The sequence below is a fragment of the Allocoleopsis sp. genome (assembly GCF_036703385.1).
Taxonomy (GTDB): domain Bacteria; phylum Cyanobacteriota; class Cyanobacteriia; order Cyanobacteriales; family Coleofasciculaceae; genus Allocoleopsis.
On record NZ_DATNPA010000143.1, the window covers coordinates 1 to 15,423 of the forward strand.

The 15,423-nt window shown below is 44.9% G+C and carries 18 protein-coding genes and 1 tRNA gene; 15 read left to right on the forward strand and 4 right to left on the reverse strand.

Features of this window, described 5'->3' with window-relative positions:
• On the forward strand, positions 1–1,225 hold a 1,225-nt coding region (locus tag V6C93_RS06975; RefSeq protein ID WP_333475930.1), incomplete at its 5' end, for an aconitase family protein.
• A gap of 127 nt (positions 1,226–1,352) precedes the next feature.
• Here V6C93_RS06975 and V6C93_RS06980 read toward each other — a convergent pair.
• Positions 1,353–1,685, reverse strand: coding sequence for a hypothetical protein (locus V6C93_RS06980; RefSeq protein ID WP_333475931.1), 333 nt, complete (start codon positions 1,683–1,685; stop codon positions 1,353–1,355).
• A 311-nt stretch (positions 1,686–1,996) separates the two neighbouring features.
• Between V6C93_RS06980 and V6C93_RS06985 the strand changes: the two genes are divergently transcribed.
• The 4 genes from V6C93_RS06985 (at position 1,997) to V6C93_RS07000 (ending at position 3,516) form a co-directional block, all read left to right on the forward strand.
• The gene (locus V6C93_RS06985) at positions 1,997–2,392 is read left to right on the forward strand and encodes a hypothetical protein (protein ID WP_333475932.1); all 396 of its coding nucleotides are present in this window, start codon (positions 1,997–1,999) and stop codon (positions 2,390–2,392) included.
• Positions 2,389–2,841: a nucleic acid-binding protein gene (locus V6C93_RS06990; RefSeq protein WP_333475933.1), complete on the forward strand. Its 453-nt coding sequence runs from the start codon at positions 2,389–2,391 to the stop codon at positions 2,839–2,841. The genes V6C93_RS06985 and V6C93_RS06990 overlap by 4 nt, the downstream gene beginning before the upstream one ends.
• A 50-nt stretch (positions 2,842–2,891) precedes the next feature.
• On the forward strand, positions 2,892–3,110 hold the full coding sequence (locus V6C93_RS06995) for a type II toxin-antitoxin system HicB family antitoxin (protein ID WP_333475934.1): 219 nt from the start codon (positions 2,892–2,894) through the stop codon (positions 3,108–3,110).
• Between the two features lie 193 nt (positions 3,111–3,303).
• Positions 3,304–3,516 carry a type II toxin-antitoxin system HicA family toxin gene (locus V6C93_RS07000; RefSeq protein WP_333475935.1) on the forward strand — a complete coding sequence of 71 codons (213 nt, stop codon included), beginning with the start codon at positions 3,304–3,306 and terminating at the stop codon, positions 3,514–3,516.
• Positions 3,517–3,812: 296 nt separating this feature from the next.
• Here the strand turns inward: V6C93_RS07000 and V6C93_RS07005 are convergent, their stop codons facing one another.
• Positions 3,813–4,058: a hypothetical protein gene (locus V6C93_RS07005; RefSeq protein WP_333475936.1), complete on the reverse strand. Its 246-nt coding sequence runs from the start codon at positions 4,056–4,058 to the stop codon at positions 3,813–3,815.
• Between the two features lie 182 nt (positions 4,059–4,240).
• On the opposite strand from V6C93_RS07005, the gene V6C93_RS07010 reads away from it, so the two are divergent.
• Both V6C93_RS07010 and V6C93_RS07015 read left to right on the forward strand, forming a co-directional pair.
• Positions 4,241–4,465 carry a helix-turn-helix transcriptional regulator gene (locus V6C93_RS07010; protein ID WP_333475937.1) on the forward strand — a complete coding sequence of 75 codons (225 nt, stop codon included), beginning with the start codon at positions 4,241–4,243 and terminating at the stop codon, positions 4,463–4,465.
• A gap of 65 nt (positions 4,466–4,530) precedes the next feature.
• Entirely contained in the window at positions 4,531–4,908 is a 378-nt protein-coding gene (locus V6C93_RS07015; protein WP_333475938.1) for a VOC family protein, read from the forward strand.
• A gap of 60 nt (positions 4,909–4,968) precedes the next feature.
• Here V6C93_RS07015 and V6C93_RS07020 read toward each other — a convergent pair whose 3' ends face one another.
• Together V6C93_RS07020 and V6C93_RS07025 are read right to left on the reverse strand one after the other, a co-directional pair.
• Positions 4,969–5,709 carry a glutathione peroxidase gene (locus V6C93_RS07020; protein WP_333475939.1) on the reverse strand — a complete coding sequence of 247 codons (741 nt, stop codon included), beginning with the start codon at positions 5,707–5,709 and terminating at the stop codon, positions 4,969–4,971.
• A gap of 184 nt (positions 5,710–5,893) precedes the next feature.
• Positions 5,894–5,978, reverse strand: a tRNA-Leu gene (locus V6C93_RS07025).
• A 237-nt stretch (positions 5,979–6,215) separates the two neighbouring features.
• Between V6C93_RS07025 and ndhL the strand changes: the two genes are divergently transcribed.
• The 8 genes from ndhL to V6C93_RS07065 all read left to right on the forward strand — a co-directional run bounded on the left by ndhL (position 6,216) and on the right by V6C93_RS07065 (position 15,400).
• Positions 6,216–6,428, forward strand: coding sequence for an NAD(P)H-quinone oxidoreductase subunit L (gene ndhL / locus V6C93_RS07030; RefSeq protein WP_333475940.1), 213 nt, complete (start codon positions 6,216–6,218; stop codon positions 6,426–6,428).
• Positions 6,429–6,453: 25 nt separating this feature from the next.
• Complete coding sequence (locus V6C93_RS07035) at positions 6,454–6,774, forward strand: DUF3007 family protein (RefSeq protein ID WP_333475941.1); 321 nt, start codon at positions 6,454–6,456, stop codon at positions 6,772–6,774.
• Positions 6,775–6,862: 88 nt separating this feature from the next.
• On the forward strand, positions 6,863–7,660 hold the full coding sequence (gene trpA / locus V6C93_RS07040; protein ID WP_333475942.1) for a tryptophan synthase subunit alpha: 798 nt from the start codon (positions 6,863–6,865) through the stop codon (positions 7,658–7,660).
• A gap of 397 nt (positions 7,661–8,057) precedes the next feature.
• Complete coding sequence (locus V6C93_RS07045) at positions 8,058–8,804, forward strand: DUF928 domain-containing protein (RefSeq protein ID WP_333475943.1); 747 nt, start codon at positions 8,058–8,060, stop codon at positions 8,802–8,804.
• Positions 8,805–8,906: 102 nt separating this feature from the next.
• Entirely contained in the window at positions 8,907–11,144 is a 2,238-nt protein-coding gene (locus V6C93_RS07050; protein WP_333475944.1) for an adenylate/guanylate cyclase domain-containing protein, read from the forward strand.
• Between the two features lie 782 nt (positions 11,145–11,926).
• Complete coding sequence (locus tag V6C93_RS07055) at positions 11,927–13,414, forward strand: mechanosensitive ion channel domain-containing protein (protein ID WP_349262636.1); 1,488 nt, start codon at positions 11,927–11,929, stop codon at positions 13,412–13,414.
• 137 nt (positions 13,415–13,551) lie between these two features.
• The gene (locus V6C93_RS07060) at positions 13,552–14,589 is read left to right on the forward strand and encodes a GAF domain-containing protein (protein WP_333475946.1); all 1,038 of its coding nucleotides are present in this window, start codon (positions 13,552–13,554) and stop codon (positions 14,587–14,589) included.
• Between the two features lie 115 nt (positions 14,590–14,704).
• On the forward strand, positions 14,705–15,400 hold the full coding sequence (locus V6C93_RS07065) for a Crp/Fnr family transcriptional regulator (RefSeq protein ID WP_333475947.1): 696 nt from the start codon (positions 14,705–14,707) through the stop codon (positions 15,398–15,400).
• The last annotated feature ends 23 nt before the right edge of the window (positions 15,401–15,423 follow it).

Here is a 15,423-nt window from a genome sequence, read left to right on the forward strand (position 1 = left end):
CTTGCGTCCCGGTGATGGCATTATTCACTCTTGGCTGAACCGGATGCTATTGCCGGATACTGTTGGAACAGGTGGCGACTCTCATACTCGCTTCCCCTTGGGAATTTCTTTCCCAGCCGGTTCCGGGTTAGTGGCGTTTGCCGGTGCTTTGGGTTTGATGCCGTTAGATATGCCAGAATCGGTGTTAGTCAGGTTTAAGGGTGAGTTGCAACCCGGTGTCACACTGCGGGATATCGTGAATGCAATTCCCTATGTGGCGATGCAAAAAGGGTTGCTGACGGTGGAGAAGAAGAATAAGAAGAATGTCTTCTCCGGGCGGATTATGGAAATTGAAGGGTTGCCTGATTTAAAAGTAGAGCAAGCCTTTGAACTCACTGATGCCAGTGCTGAACGTTCTTGTGCGGGTTGCACGATTAAGCTGAGTGTGGAGACAGTTTCGGAATATCTGCGATCAAATGTGGCGCTGTTAACCAACATGGTAGCGCGAGGCTATCAGGATGCGCGGACGATTATGCGCCGCGTCGCCAAGATGGAAGAGTGGTTGGCGAATCCGGTACTGATGGAAGCCGATGCCGATGCCGAGTATGTGGAAATTATCGAGATTGACTTGAATGAAATCAAGGAACCGATTGTCGCCGCACCCAATGACCCGGATAATGTGAAGTTACTATCTGAGGTGGCTAATGACCCGGTTCATGAGGTATTTGTTGGTTCCTGCATGACGAATATTGGTCATTATCGTGCCACAGCGAAGGTATTGGAAGGCGAACCTCCTGTTAAGACTCGCCTGTGGATTTGTCCCCCAACCCGGATGGATGAAAAGCAACTGAAGGAAGAGGGTATCTACGGTACCTTTGGTGCAGCAGGTGCGAGAACGGAAATGCCAGGATGTTCTCTGTGTATGGGGAATCAGGCGCGTGTGAAAGATGGCGTAACGGTGTTCTCGACTTCGACGCGCAACTTTAATAACCGCATGGGTAAGGATGCCCAAGTTTATCTCGGTTCTGCTGAATTAGCGGCAGTTTGTGCAATGTTAGGACGGATTCCTACTGTGCAGGAATATATGGACATTGTGGCGAAGAAGATTCATCCGTTTGCAGGTGATTTGTATCGGTATTTAAATTTCGATCAAATCGCTAATTTTGAGGATGAAGGGCGCGTGATTTCGTTGGAAGAAATGCCTAGGATTGAGGATATTTTGGGGATACCTACGGCAGCGAGGTAATTAATGTAAGGTGGGCAAATGCCCACCTTACTCAAGTTTAAATTAGAGATTAAATCCTATAAAAGAGGTAATCATGTCTAAGTAAAGTTTCAAGGATACAGCCCTAGTTGCTGAAACTAACTTTATCCTAAAATCTGAGTCTACCCTGCGTTATCAACTGAAAACCCCCCGCTAAAGCAGCAAAGGAAATGAAGAAGTTCCACAGGCTGGTTGGTTTTAACATAACGCCGCCACTCAAAAAGACTAGGACAGCACCAAGCCCCAGCAAGATCCAACCGAAATTGCCAGTTTGTCTGGAGAAAAATAGAATGCTTATAATACCCCCCATAATTGCTAAAACTGAAGCGGCGGCAGGAATGTCGCGCCAGAGGTAGGGAGAGTAGTGAGTTGCGAAGATAATGTTCTGACCTAGAAAGTAGATACCCAGGATAAGTAGTGCAATTCCTAAAAGTCTGCTCATGCTTTTTAAATCTCTTCAGTAGTTAGAGCTTACACAAACTTAGCAAAAATTGAAGGAGACAACTGCTCCTGCGGAGGCTGGGACGACGTAAATATAGAGTTTTGGGGAGTCGGAATTTTCTCCTTGCTCCTCTCCCCGTTGCGGGGAGGGGTAAATCCGTGCGAGCGCGCTACATTGCTAATACGACTCAAAAACCCCTAACCCAGATGAAAGATGAGATCTTTTAGAGCTTGGGTACGGGAACAAATTACAGGAGAATGAAATTTTAGCTGGTTGTTAAGGTAGGGAAAGATGAGTTAAAGGAAGAAACAATGCCTGAGCAAGATTTAAGTACTGTAACCAACACACCGAGTACCGAAGGCGGTTCCCAACAAGACAACTCTGCTGCAAATGACAATCACGTCCTAGCCAAGTTGATTCTTGAAATCCAGCAAATACCTGAAGAATACTTGCCCAACTTGCTACAAATTATTCGCTTATTTCGTCAAAGCGTCATCCTAAAGCCAACACCATCAGATGCTTCTGAGCAAAAAGCTATACCTGAAGCTCTTGAAGCTAACCGACTAGCTCAGCAGCACAAAGCTCTGAGTGATTTGACCAGACAATGGATAGAAGAAGGAGATGAGCAAGAACAGACCGAAACCTGGGAATATCTTCGTCAGGCGCTTGATGAAGATCGTCTTTCTAATCGGCCCTTGTTTCCATGAGTAGAATAGTCATGCTGGATACGGGGCCATTAGGAATGGTGACAAACCCCAAAACTTCATCTGCTATTTGCCAAGAGTGCAAGCTTTGGTTAGATGATTTACCTCTGAAAGGCTATGAGGTGATGTTACCTGAGATTGCTGATTATGAGCTGCGGCGTGAGTTGCTTCGAGTTGGTAAGGTGGCGGGGATTAGGCGACTTGATCAACTCAAAGCTGCAATTACTTACCGTCCTATTACTACAGAAGTGATGATCAAAGCGGCTGAACTTTGGGCGGAAGCACGAAGGAGAGGACGACCAACAGCAGACCCCAAAGCACTTGATGGGGATGTGATTCTGGCAGCTCAGGCTAGATTAGTAGCAGAGGAAGGAAATGAAGTTATAGTGGCTACAACTAATGTAGGGCATTTATCTCAGTTCATTGATGCCCGTGAATGGCGACTAATCTAGATTATGCTAGTAGTAGCAACCAAGTCTATTGTTTTTATAAAAAATTAGATATGAAATCGCTACAAGACTATATTAGTGTTATTCGTCCTGATGACAATGGCACATTTGTAGCTTATATACCAGCGATCCAGAGTTGTCATGCTTGGGGACGAACGCCAGATGAAGCACTTAGTGAGCTGGCTTGTGTGTTTGAGATGATTAAAGAAGAATACGAGGAAGAAGGGCGCATCCTACCTTCAGACGTTGAACTAATGACTGTAAGCGCTTAGTAAAATATAAGAAGTAATGTAGTCAATTTAACTGGATATGCTCCTGCGATGCAGCAAGTCTAAATAGGCTTGTTTGAGGTTGACTTACTCTAACTTTAGGGTTAGTTTAGGTATAGACCTAGACAACTTAAGACTGTATGCCAAGGAACTGACTCATCTTGCCGCCTAACCCAATTTAGGTTAAAACAACAAAATGCAAGTGAAGGTGAGTGTTATCGAGAAAGTTCTCAAGCGTATTGGTTTTGAGAAGGTGAAGAAGAAGTGCGCCCATGCTCGATGGAAGCATTCAGATGGACGAGCAACTACTGTCCCAAATCACGGATGTAATGAAGTTGGAGGATGGCTACTTACTAAGATTCTCGATGATATTGGTATAACTGAAGAAGAGTTTAATGATTTAATTTAACAAAAAAATACAATTATTAATATTTAATAAAAGAAATTAGAAAGTTGGAGAGGTGGATGAGAACAGAAATTTCATAAGCGTTGCCGTACCCTCAGTTGTCTAGGTAGCTCTAGGAAATGCGGGAAGAAGCCTACTTCCTGTGGCATACAAATACAGATAAAAGCAAACCCGCTTCTTAGCTTTAGAAGCGGGTTTTTTGAGTAGTAGTGCAATAGCGCCTTTTTTCCAGTAGTACAATCCTTCTTCTCTACCAGAAACCGGGATGGGTCAATCCGGGTACTTGCCCCTCATCACCCTCAAACAATCACTTCTTCTGTTCTTTCAGCAGAAGCCGTTACTGGTTCCATATCAGGCAGAGGGTCAAACACCACAACAAAAGAAGCATAGGGAATAAGCTGACGCAAACACTGCAAGTGACCATCAGCATCAGACCGACTGCGGAACCGACCAACAATAGTCCGTTGACAATTTGGCAGGAGACGAGCGATCGCCCAAGGATTGAGCTGTTTTAGGTAAGCAATGTGCTTAGGATTATGTGGCATGATCGGTTTATTCCTTAAGTAATAGAGGAAAGGGCGTTAGTGAGTCTCTTGGCGGTGATGCACTAACGCCTTGTCTCTCAAAATTGAAAATCATTACTACAGCATTTGTCAATTGTCAAGTTTTAGCGCTAAGTTTTGACGCTAACTTTTAACGCTAACCTGATTAGAACGTTCAGTCACTTATGAACTTGACAGGCTTGAGAAAACGTATAGGTCTGAGAATTGCTGACGTGTCAAATGAATTAAATTGCTCGCTGTCTTCAATCCGCAACTGGGAAAAGGGTAGGACAACGCCCAAAATGGAAGTCTGGCAGGTATTTCGCCTGCGTGATTTGTATCAATGCACGGAAGAAGAACTAGTGCAGGCTGTCCAAGAATCAATGCTGAGTGAACGGAAGCAGGCTTGATTGGCTGCCAGTGCGATCGCGCTTTCACTAGCATTAGACTGGACTGTGGAGAATGGGAAAAAGCCATGCGAATCCATCATGTAGCAATCATCTGCTCAGACTACGAGAAATCCAAACAATTTTATGTTGATATCTTAAGATTTCCGATTATCGAAGAAACCTATAGAAAAGAACGAAATTCTTATAAACTCGACCTACAAGTCGGTGAAAGCGATCGCATCGAGCTTTTTTCCTTCCCTAATCCACCGCAAAGACTGAGTACCCCTGAAGCGTGTGGATTGAGACACTTAGCCTTTGAAGTTAACGATATCTATGCATCAGTGGCTCAGTTACAAGCCAAGGATATAGAAGTTGAAGAGATTAGGATCGATGAGATTACGGGTAAAAAATATACCTTCTTTAAAGACCCCGATAACTTACCGCTAGAACTGTATGAGAAATAGGCAAAAGGCAGTGTTCAGATCCCCAACTTCTTAAAAAAGTCGGGGATCTTGTTTCTCACCTCAACCGACTGAAGCGCTTAAGTATTGCTCAAGGGCTTCAGAACCGCCAATGAGTTTTCCGTCAATAAATACTTGTGGAACCGTTGTTGCACCCGTAGCAGCTCGTAAAGAGCGCATGGTAGCATCTTTGCCCAGAACGATTTCTTCATAATCAATTCCCCGGTCTTTTAGAGCCTGCTTAGCACGGGCACAAAAGGGACAACCCACTTTAGTAAACAGTGAAACACACTTGGGCTTAGCAGCATTGGGGTTGATGTAATTGAGCATGGTCTCCGCATCAGACACCTCAAAAGGATCGCCCTCTACTTCCGGCTCAATAAACATCTTTTTGATCACACCATCGGTGACTAACATGGAATAGCGCCATGACCGCTTACCAAAACCCAGACTTTCTTTGTCAACGAGCATTCCCATTTGTTCGGTAAATTCACCGTTACCATCGGGAATGAAGGTGATGTTGTCTGCCTCTTGCGTTTTCTTCCACTCATTCATCACAAAGGTGTCGTTGACTGACATACAGATAATGTCATCAACACCGTTTTCTTTAAATGTCTTAGCCAACTCGTTGTAGCCCGGTACATGAGTGGATGAACAAGTAGGCGTAAAGGCTCCAGGTAGAGAAAAGACAATCACAGTCTTACCCTTAAACAGCTCATCGCTTGTCACATCAACCCATTCGCTATCAGTACGGGTTCTGAATGTGACATTAGGAACTCTTTCCCCTTCGCGATTTTTCAGCATCTATTTTGTTCCTTAGTGATGTTAACTTGTAGTCGTTATGAGTTTTTCTTCATATAGTGTACTCATAACGATTATGATTTGGCAAGTAAGGTAAGGGCTTCTTGGAGTTGATTTAGAAGCAAGGAGCAGCTTCTAGACTTGCTTCCAGGCCACAACAAATACAAAATTAACTGACGAATCTTGATGGGGGCGGTGGGACTTGAACCCACACGACCGTTTAAGGTCAACGGATTTTAAGTCCGTAGCGTCTACCATTCCGCCACGCCCCCGTGCTCGGCTGCACAGAATTTTAATCTTACTATAGAACCGATGCAATTATCTATTGCACCACTAAGTAGGTCTTATATGCAACTAGGACATCAAAGAACTGTCACACTGTAGAATGGGAAAGTTGAGCAAGCCGCTTTGAGCCTTGAGCTAAAGCGAGTCAACTGCTCCTAAACGTGCGAATCTGCGCCGCACACACTTAGCCAGCACTTTTTCGTTGTTTGCCCTGAACAGAAACTATGCTTGTTGCACTGCTGTACTTGGTCTTGAGCGGAGTCTACCTTTTAGTCGTTCCTGCCGCCCTCTATCTCTATCTACAGAAACGGTGGTATATTGCTAGCTCCTTTGAGCGGGGTTTCATGTACTTCCTCGTGTTCTTCTTCTTTCCAGGCTTGTTGCTCCTGAGTCCCTTCCTGAACTTTCGCCCCAAGCGGCGTCAGATTCAGGCATAAATGGCATCTGCTAAATTATTGCTAAATGCGACGAATTGACGCGATCGGAATCGCCTTCGGTGTATTTGCCGCTGGCGGAATCATGTATCTACTTTTACAGCTAGCTGGGCTGGATAGTCTGGAGGCCGGTATCTGGAGTCAGGCTGTATTGGTGGGTGGTTTATTTGGCTGGTTGCTAACCTACTTGTTCCGAGCTGGGACAAAGAAGATGACCTACAACCAGCAGGTGAAAGACTATAAGAACGCTGTCCTGCAAAAGCGTCTCGAACAGATGACACCAGATGAATTGGCTCAGCTGCAAGCAGAAATTGAAAAAGAGCAGCAATCTGAAGCCACTGATCGGTAATAATTAACATTGCTCTAGTTTCTGCACCCCTGAATGGGTTGCTGGGGCTAGCTCCTTTTTCAATCCAAAATCCAAAATCCAAAATCGAATGTCCTCGGTTTCTGCTTGCTTCAAATCCCTACACGATTCTTCCCAGTGCGCCCTGATTCCCTTTATCACGGCTGGCGATCCCGATTTGAAGACTACAGCAGAAGCCTTACGGGTTCTTGACCAATCTGGTGCGGATCTCATCGAATTGGGGGTTCCCTACTCTGACCCCCTGGCAGATGGCCCAACCATTCAAGCGGCGGCGACCAGAGCGCTACAACGAGGTGTGCGCTTGGATGATGTTTTAGAGATGGTGAAGGAGGTTACGCCTCAGCTGAAAGCGCCTATCATTCTTTTTGCCTACTACAACCCGATTCTGAACCGAGGCATTGAAGTATTTTTAAAGCAGATTGCTGAGGCGGGCGTTAAAGGGTTAGTGGTGCCAGACTTGCCCTTAGAGGAAGCACGATCGCTCTTGGAACCAGCCGCAGAAATTGGGATTGAAGTAATTTTGCTGGTGGCACCGACAAGTTCAAAAGAGCGAATTGAAGCGATCGCACATCAGTCTCAGGGCTTCATTTATCTGGTTAGTGTTACTGGCGTCACAGGAATGAGAAACCAGATAGAATCACGAGTTCAAGACATCCTCCAGCAGATGCGTGCTGTAACCGATAAACCCATTGGCGTTGGCTTTGGCATCTCCCAGCCAGAACAAGCTCTACAGATCAAGAATTGGGGAGCCGATGCGGTAATTGTCGGCAGCGCCTTCGTCAAACGCTTGGCAGAAGGCACACCCACTGAGGGATTGTCCGCTATTGGTGAGTTTTGCCAGAGTCTGAAATCAGCTATAAGTGATTAGGCAAACAAAATCAAAAATCAAAAGTCAACTGAACGAGTTCGTTGATGTTTCACCTGTTTCTTGGGGAATGAGCCGGAACACCCGTCCAGATCCAGTACTGAGCTGACTTGCATAAGTGGTAAGAGCCTGGGAGATAAGTAAATACGACGCGTCGCAGCCAAACTGTAAGAGACTATATAAACCTCATAGTGGAAACGCCGCCACCAACCATGAAAATAGCAAGTATCAGGAACGATTTTGTAAAGTTTCCGACTGTACTTTCATAAGACATCTACTGACGAAAAGCTAGGATGGAGAGCTTCGCAAGTTGAATAACTCTTGAAGAGTCTTTAGTACATATTTTTGCTTTTTTGTCAAGACATAATCTCTACTGATCTAAAAAGGAGGGGTTTAAAGAATGGGGTATCAGAAGTCTAGTTTGCATTTAGCAACTCTTTCGATTGCTTTGTGTGTTGCATTTACGCCGTTATATTTTCAGACACCACAGCTGGGCGCACAGCCGCTATACGTCAGTATTAAGTTCCCACGCACGCCTGTAGGCTCTCCCCGGAGTTCAATCGGGGGAGCGACGCGCTCACCGATTTCTTGCCTCAGAAGCAACTCAACTTTAATAGTCTTGTCTCCCCAAAGTAATGTAATAACCACCGTTTCAGCTCAGCCGACATTCTTTTGGTATATTCCTAAAACACCAGCAAAATCCGCAAAATTTGTAGTTTCCGACCAGCAAGGACAGCTCGTTTACCAGACAACCTTGACCCTGAAGGGTATTCCTGGTGTAGTGAAACTGAGCCTTCCGAAAAATGTAGCACTGGACACGGGTCAAGAATATGACTGGAAGTTTGGGCTCACCTGCAACCCGGACAACGAGTCGGAGAATATAGCAGTTGAAGGGTCGCTCAAGCGTACTGGGCTAACTTCAGCTCAGAGGAATCAGTTAGCGGCTGCCAAACAACCCCTAAAGAAAGCAGAGGTGTATGCAAAAGCCGGAATTTGGCAAGAAACTATCAGTATTTTGGCTCAATTACGCCATGACCGTCCGAGCGATCGCAATATCAATGCAGCCTGGAAAGAATTGTTAGAGTCAGTGGAGCTAAAAGAGATCGCTAATGCACCACTGGTTGAATGTTGTAGAGCCGATAACTGATCAAACAAGGATGAAGCAGAGAAGATACAGAATAAAGCCGAAAATTGTTTCATACTTCATACTTTAAACTTCATCCTTCCGTTCACTTTTAAACACAATCTTATGAGAGAACGATTAAAGCGGCTGCTTTGGGACTGGCGCGGGGTGTGGATTACGGCTCCCACGATCGCAGGACTAGTGATTCTCCTGCGGATGCTCGGTTTTTTACAGCCTTGGGAGTGGGCCGCTTATGACCAGTATTCTCGTTTACGTGCTACCGAACCACGAGACAACAGAATTGTGATCGTGGGTATTGATGAAGCGGATATCCAATCCATTGGGCAGCCGATTATTCCCGATGAAGTCTATGCTCGATTGCTGGAGAAGCTCAAAGCGATGCAGCCGAGAGCCATCGGATTAGACATTTATCGCGATTTGCCCGTCGAACCGGGTCATGAAAAACTAGTTCAGGTGTTTAAATCCACCCCAAATTTAATTGGAATTCAAAAGGTAGTTGGCAATAACAGCCGCGAGGCGGTGGCACCGCCCCCCGTACTCAAAGATAAAGGACAAGTGGGTTCTAACGATCTGATCTTGGATGCCGATAACAAGGTACGGCGGGATTTGCTGTTCGTGGAGACGGCAAAAGGGGATACGATGGCGACCCTGGGTATGTATGTGGCTTTGCTGTATTTGGAGAAGGAAAACATCCAGATCAAGGAAATTCCAGGAACAACGGATTGGCGGTTAGGTAAAACAACTTTTGACCGCTTTCAATCCAATGATGGGGGCTATATCCGAGCGGATGATGGAGGCTACCAAGTATTTTTGAATTACCGGGGGCCAAGCAACCACTTCACCATTGTCCCGATGAGGGATATTCTCAACAATAAGGTGCCGAAAGAGTGGGGACGCGATCGCATTATCTTAATTGGTGGAGTGAGCGAAAGTTTCCCAGATTTATACTTTACCCCCTACAGCAGCAGTCTGCTCAGCAGCCCAGAGCGCATGGCTGGGGTAGAAATTCATGCGAATATCGCCAGTCAAGTACTCAGTGCTGCCCTCGAAGGGCGCTCCCTGATCAAGAGTTGGCCAGAGTCATCCGAGTGGCTGTGGATTCTGTTTTGGGCAGCCGTCGGTGGGGTTTTAAGTTGGCAGGGACGATACACGGGTGGCGTTACCAATTTTTCCATCCATCGCGCATTCGGCCCGATTCTTGCCGGGGGGGCTTTAGTCGGCAGCACCTATATTGCCTTCTTAGCGGGATGGTGGATACCGATTATTCCACCGATTCTAGCTCTATCGGGTTCTACCATCGTAATTATGGCTTACATCGCCCAAACGGCTAGAGGAATTCGTAAAACCTTTGGTCGCTATTTGACTGATGAAGTCGTTGCTAACTTATTAGAACATCCTGAAGGATTAAAACTGGGTGGCGAGAGGCGAAAAATTACCATTCTAACCTCCGATTTGAGAGGATTCACAGCTTTATCTGAACGATTGCCTCCCGAAGAGGTGATTAAAGTCCTCAACCTTTACTTGGGCTACATGGCGGATGTGATTACCCAGTACCAGGGAACCATTGATGAGTTTATGGGGGATGGAATCTTGGTTCTGTTTGGTGCTCCTACGGCGAGAGAGGACGATGCTCAAAGAGCGATCGCCTGTGGGATTGCGATGCAGCTAGCAATGGATTGCGTCAATGCAAAAATGAAGCAATTGGACTTGCCACAGCTAGAAATGGGCATTGGAATCAATACGGGCGATGTAGTCGTAGGAAACATTGGCTCGGAAAAGCGCACCAAGTACGGTGTCGTGGGTAGCCAAGTCAACCTAACTTACCGCATCGAATCCTATACAGTAGGGGGTCAAGTTCTGATCTCAGAATCGACATTCAAAGAGGCAGGCTCAATTGTCGAAGTTGAGGGGCAAAGAGAGGTATACACCAAAGGCGTTAAAAAACCTGTCACGATCTATGAAGTTGCCGGGATTGGTGGGGCATTTAATCTATTTTTGCGGCAACAGGAAGAAGAATTTTTTCCCCTTGCTGAATCGATTAATATCCAGTACGCCATTCTAGATGGAAAGCACGTCAGTGCAGTCATGTTAAAAGGTCGTTTAGTCAAGCTTTCTGCCAAGGGTGCTGAAGTCAGCGCTCAATATCCAGTTGTTCCATTAAGTAATATAAAATTCAATTTGTTACCCCTCAATACTCCAGACTCAGCCAGCGAAGATATCTATGCAAAGGTCATAGAAAGAGAGATCGATAATGGAAATTTTTGTATCCATTTCACTTCCTTACCGCCAGATATAGAATCCATGTTGAATAACCTGTACGAATCTAGTGCTTCTGTTCGCTAAAAGCTGAGGAGTGTCCCAAAATTTATAACTAAAGAGGTAGCTTGAATTTCCTTGATACGTTTATTAATCTTTGTTGACTTATACCATTTCTCTTTTTCTCGGCTAGAATTGAGTCGCTCTTCATTGGTAATTGGTAATTGGCGCTCTCCCATTCCCAGCCTCCATTCCCTAGTCTGTCTAGTAATTATGTAGAAAACTGGTATCACAGCCGTTTCCATAGGGATAAGCCTCGCCCCATACAGGGAGCAGAGGAGATTCTTTGCATCCGGAAGCCATAGAAAAGGATTGAATTAAAATGTATCCGCATTCTTCCGTCGGGGCTGTCTAGAGAGTCATTTTTTCCGTATCATACCAAATCCGTTTTTATAACCCCCCTTTCAATGCAATTCAAGGGGAGTAGGGAATAGGGAGGTGATTTTTCTCCCCCAGCCTCCCCTGCTGCCCCAGCTCCCCCTGCTTTCTTAAAAAGGGGATAGTTAATCGGGATTTGTACACCTGATTCTTTTCATTGGCTATATGGAATTCATTTAAAAATCGCCGTAATATTCCAACTGTATACTCCTCTTTCTTAGAAAGAGCTGTGTTTTTTACTACTCAATTGACACTCAAAATAGACTTGCCGATTATTAGATGGAATTCCAACAGCAAATTTTCTATCCAATGAAAATTAATTTTTGTAAATTCATCTTGTTAATGAATTTTATAATACTTTTACAATCGGTATTTGAGCAACAATCCCAAGATGATTGCATTCCAATACTTAGTACATAGAACAGACAGAAATGAACAATATGCCACAGGAAATATTGACAAAAATCTACCAAATGCTAGTCGCTCCTCTATTTAAACTAGGGGAGACTCCTGTATCGATTGGTTCGATCGTTCAACTAATACTATCATTACTGTTTGTCCTTGTCCTTACTCGTGCTTGCAAGAATGTCCTTAAGCAACGGCTGCTGGTTAGACTGAGAATTGATGAAGGCAATCGAGAAGCGATCGCAACAATCATCAGCTATAGCTTCGGTACCTTAGGGTTAATCGTCGTCCTGCAAACAACGGGCTTTAACCTCGCTTCTTTAGCCGTCTTAGCAGGTGGTTTAGGTGTTGGAATTGGCTTAGGTTTACAAGACGCAACCAAAAACTTTGTCAGTGGTTTAACTTTATTGCTAGAAAGAAAGCTAAAGGTTGGAGACTTTGTTGAACTTGATACGCTTTCAGGCTATATAAGAGAGGTTTCTATTCGGTCTACACTAATTCGCACACGGGATGGAGCCTATGTAGTCGTCCCTAATAGCAAAATGGCAGAGAACCGAATTGTAAATTGGAGCTATGATGGCTTCAAATCAAGGATTAAAATTCCTGTTGGTGTTTCCTATGACAGCGATCCAGTAGTCGTAACGGAAATTCTTTTAAAGTCAGCCTATATGGAAAAATCTGTATTCCATGAGCCAACTCCTGAAGTAATTTTTAAAGGCTTTATGGATAATTCCTTAGGGTTTGAACTATGGGTATGGGTGAATCGAATTGATCGAGAGCCTCAGATTAAAAGCTCTTTAAACTTTATCATTGAGTATAACTTACGCCAACAAGGAATCAATATCCCATTCCCACAACTGGATTTGTGGTTTCGCAACCCTGAAGTATTCACCTCAAGCCTGCTTTCTCGGAGTAATGGACAAGATACCCTCCAAAGGGTACACAATGGGCAAGATACAGCTCAAAGGGTGCAGCAAGAATTAGCAAAAAAAGTATCAAAGCCCTTAGCCATTAGAGATTTGCTGCGGCAAGTTACTTACTTCCACAATTTTACTGACATAGAATTGCGGCAATTAATTGAAATCGGGTATCGGAAACGTCTAACAGAATCCAGTGTCTTATTTCGGGAAGGCGATCCAGGCGATGCCTTTTATATTATTTTATCTGGCTCAGTAGAAGTCTTCGTAGAGAAGATAGATAAGCAGCTGACAACGCTTCAGACCGGAAATTTTTTTGGGGAACTTTCTTTGATGTTAGGAATTCCTCGAACAGCATCAGTTCGAGCCTTAGAAGATAGTATTCTATTTGTGATCAACAACAAGGGATTTGAAAAACTTTTACACGAACAGCCTGAGTTAGCCGAAGTGATCATTGAAGAGTTAGGCAAGCATCAAGAAGAATTATCCGAGCGGCAAGAGCAGTTACGAGCGATGGGGTTAGTCGATGCCGCAGAAGATGATAAAAATCCTGTAGCTTGGGTTCGTAAACGGTTAAAAAACCTCTTTAGCCTTTAAGTTAGTAATAAGTCAAAAAGAAAGCTGATAGCACCGAGTTGGGCATCGAGATACCCCACACGACAGACGGGCTACACGGCAGGCAGGCTGTCTGTCCCACTCAGCCCCTGGACAATCATTGAAAGCTTTCAGTTAAGGTGCATTTTACTAACGAGGGAAAGATGAGCGATCGCAGCCCAACACAAAACCAAAATCCGCTAGTTCAGGAAATAACGGCTCTGCGCCGAGAAGTTGCCCACCTTAAAAGCGTAAAAATCGCGTTTGATGCTCAACACGAGCTCCTCAGGAGCTTGGTGACCATGTTACAAACCTCAAACGGGACACTAATGCTAAGAGGTTTGTTGCAACAAACTTTGAGCATTGCTCGTCGGCTAACCAGTGCTGAAGAAGGCAGTTTGTTTTTACTGGATGAGTCCGGTATTGTCACTGAGAGTATCCTAGCTCGCGGTGCTACCATCCGAGCGCAAAAGCAAAGACTGATCGGCGAAGTTCTCGATAAAGGTTTGGCGGGTTGGGTTGTCCGAAACCGCCAAGTTGGATTGATTAGTGACACGTTGAAGGATGAGCGATGGATAACATTACACAATCAGCCTTATCAAGCTCGCTCTGCACTCTGTGTTCCTATCCTTAAGGGTAAGCTGTTGCTCGGCGTTCTCACGTTGATGCACTCGCAACCGGCACACTTTACCCAGGAGTCCGCCCGTTTAATGCTGATGACGGCGCAACAAATGGCTATCATTCTTGAAAATGCCGAACTCTATAGTAAATTCCGACAGGTAGACCAAGAATTACATCATAAAGAGTTACATCCTGTTGAAGAAGAAGCGACAACTGAGGATGAATTATCGAAACTGGGCATTTATATCATGTTTGGGGATGGAAATTTTCTCTACGTTAACCAACGGTTTGCCGAAATTTTCGGCTATACCTTTGGGGAACTGATTTCGTTAGAGTCAGTAATCAACCTAGTAAGCACGAATAACCGTGATTCTGTCGCGAGGCAAATCAATCAGTGTCTTCAGGGGCAACTCCAACGCCTCTTGTGTCGATTTAAGGGGCAAAGAAAAGATGGCAAACAGATTGATGTAAAAATTTCCGGAACAAGAACCAAACTGTACGGTAAGTTCGTGATTATCGGAGCCCTCTGCGAAGTTGAATCCGCGTTAGTTCAATAATCAATTTTGATATCTTCCCGCTGCTAGCCTCTAGGAGGTAGAGTGGGAACCTGCTGCCGACATTAAGGTAAAGTATGAATGCTAAAATTTTAACCTTCAACCTGTTAAGGTAAACTTGCAAGCAACCGTCGAGCAACTCTCTAAAATTCGGATTTTTGGCGATTTAGAACCTTCGGAATTAGAAGGTTTACAACCCTTTAGCCAAGTGCAGCACTACCAGCAAGGGGAAATCCTCATGCAAGAAGGCGATCGCCTTCCGGCAAAGCTGTACAGTCTGCTCATGGGTTCTTTGCGTGTTACCAAGACAGCACCAGCCGGCAAGGAAACCATTCTCCGTACCTTACTAGCTGGAGAAATTTTTGCCGCACCTGCCATTTTTGGCAATGGTATTGCTCCAGCAACCGTCACCGCCGAGGATAATTGCCAGATTCTCACTGTCCAACGTGATGGCTTAGTCGATGCCATTCGCCAAAATCCTGAGATTGCCTTACAAATGCTCAGCGTATTCAATCAGCGACTACAGAGGCTGCATAACACCGTTCATGGACTTGTTTCTGAGCGAGCGATCGTGCGTTTGGCGCAGTTTATTCAGTATTTTGCCGCTCACTATGGAACCGAGATAACTCCTGAGGGTCAACAGTTGAAAGTCAAACTTTCCTACTATCAAATTGCCCGCAGTATCGGGATTACCTACGAAGAGTGCGTGCGGTTGTTCAAAACTATCCAGTCTGTTGTCACCTACAGTCGTGGAGGTAAGATTACGGTGCTGGACTCAGAAGCTTTAGAAGCCATTACCAGTGGCAAAAACTGAGGGATGACGAACTTTTCACTCCT

Coding starts and splice junctions, on each gene's coding strand:
- V6C93_RS06980 (WP_333475931.1), bottom strand. CDS start 1,685: ATGAGCAGACTTTTAGGAATTGCACTACTTATCCTGGGTATCTACTTT.
- V6C93_RS06985 (WP_333475932.1), top strand. CDS start 1,997: ATGCCTGAGCAAGATTTAAGTACTGTAACCAACACACCGAGTACCGAA.
- V6C93_RS06990 (WP_333475933.1), top strand. CDS start 2,389: ATGAGTAGAATAGTCATGCTGGATACGGGGCCATTAGGAATGGTGACA.
- V6C93_RS06995 (WP_333475934.1), top strand. CDS start 2,892: ATGAAATCGCTACAAGACTATATTAGTGTTATTCGTCCTGATGACAAT.
- V6C93_RS07000 (WP_333475935.1), top strand. CDS start 3,304: ATGCAAGTGAAGGTGAGTGTTATCGAGAAAGTTCTCAAGCGTATTGGT.
- V6C93_RS07005 (WP_333475936.1), bottom strand. CDS start 4,058: ATGCCACATAATCCTAAGCACATTGCTTACCTAAAACAGCTCAATCCT.
- V6C93_RS07010 (WP_333475937.1), top strand. CDS start 4,241: ATGAACTTGACAGGCTTGAGAAAACGTATAGGTCTGAGAATTGCTGAC.
- V6C93_RS07015 (WP_333475938.1), top strand. CDS start 4,531: ATGCGAATCCATCATGTAGCAATCATCTGCTCAGACTACGAGAAATCC.
- V6C93_RS07020 (WP_333475939.1), bottom strand. CDS start 5,709: ATGCTGAAAAATCGCGAAGGGGAAAGAGTTCCTAATGTCACATTCAGA.
- ndhL (WP_333475940.1), top strand. CDS start 6,216: ATGCTTGTTGCACTGCTGTACTTGGTCTTGAGCGGAGTCTACCTTTTA.
- V6C93_RS07035 (WP_333475941.1), top strand. CDS start 6,454: ATGCGACGAATTGACGCGATCGGAATCGCCTTCGGTGTATTTGCCGCT.
- trpA (WP_333475942.1), top strand. CDS start 6,863: ATGTCCTCGGTTTCTGCTTGCTTCAAATCCCTACACGATTCTTCCCAG.
- V6C93_RS07045 (WP_333475943.1), top strand. CDS start 8,058: ATGGGGTATCAGAAGTCTAGTTTGCATTTAGCAACTCTTTCGATTGCT.
- V6C93_RS07050 (WP_333475944.1), top strand. CDS start 8,907: ATGAGAGAACGATTAAAGCGGCTGCTTTGGGACTGGCGCGGGGTGTGG.
- V6C93_RS07055 (WP_349262636.1), top strand. CDS start 11,927: ATGAACAATATGCCACAGGAAATATTGACAAAAATCTACCAAATGCTA.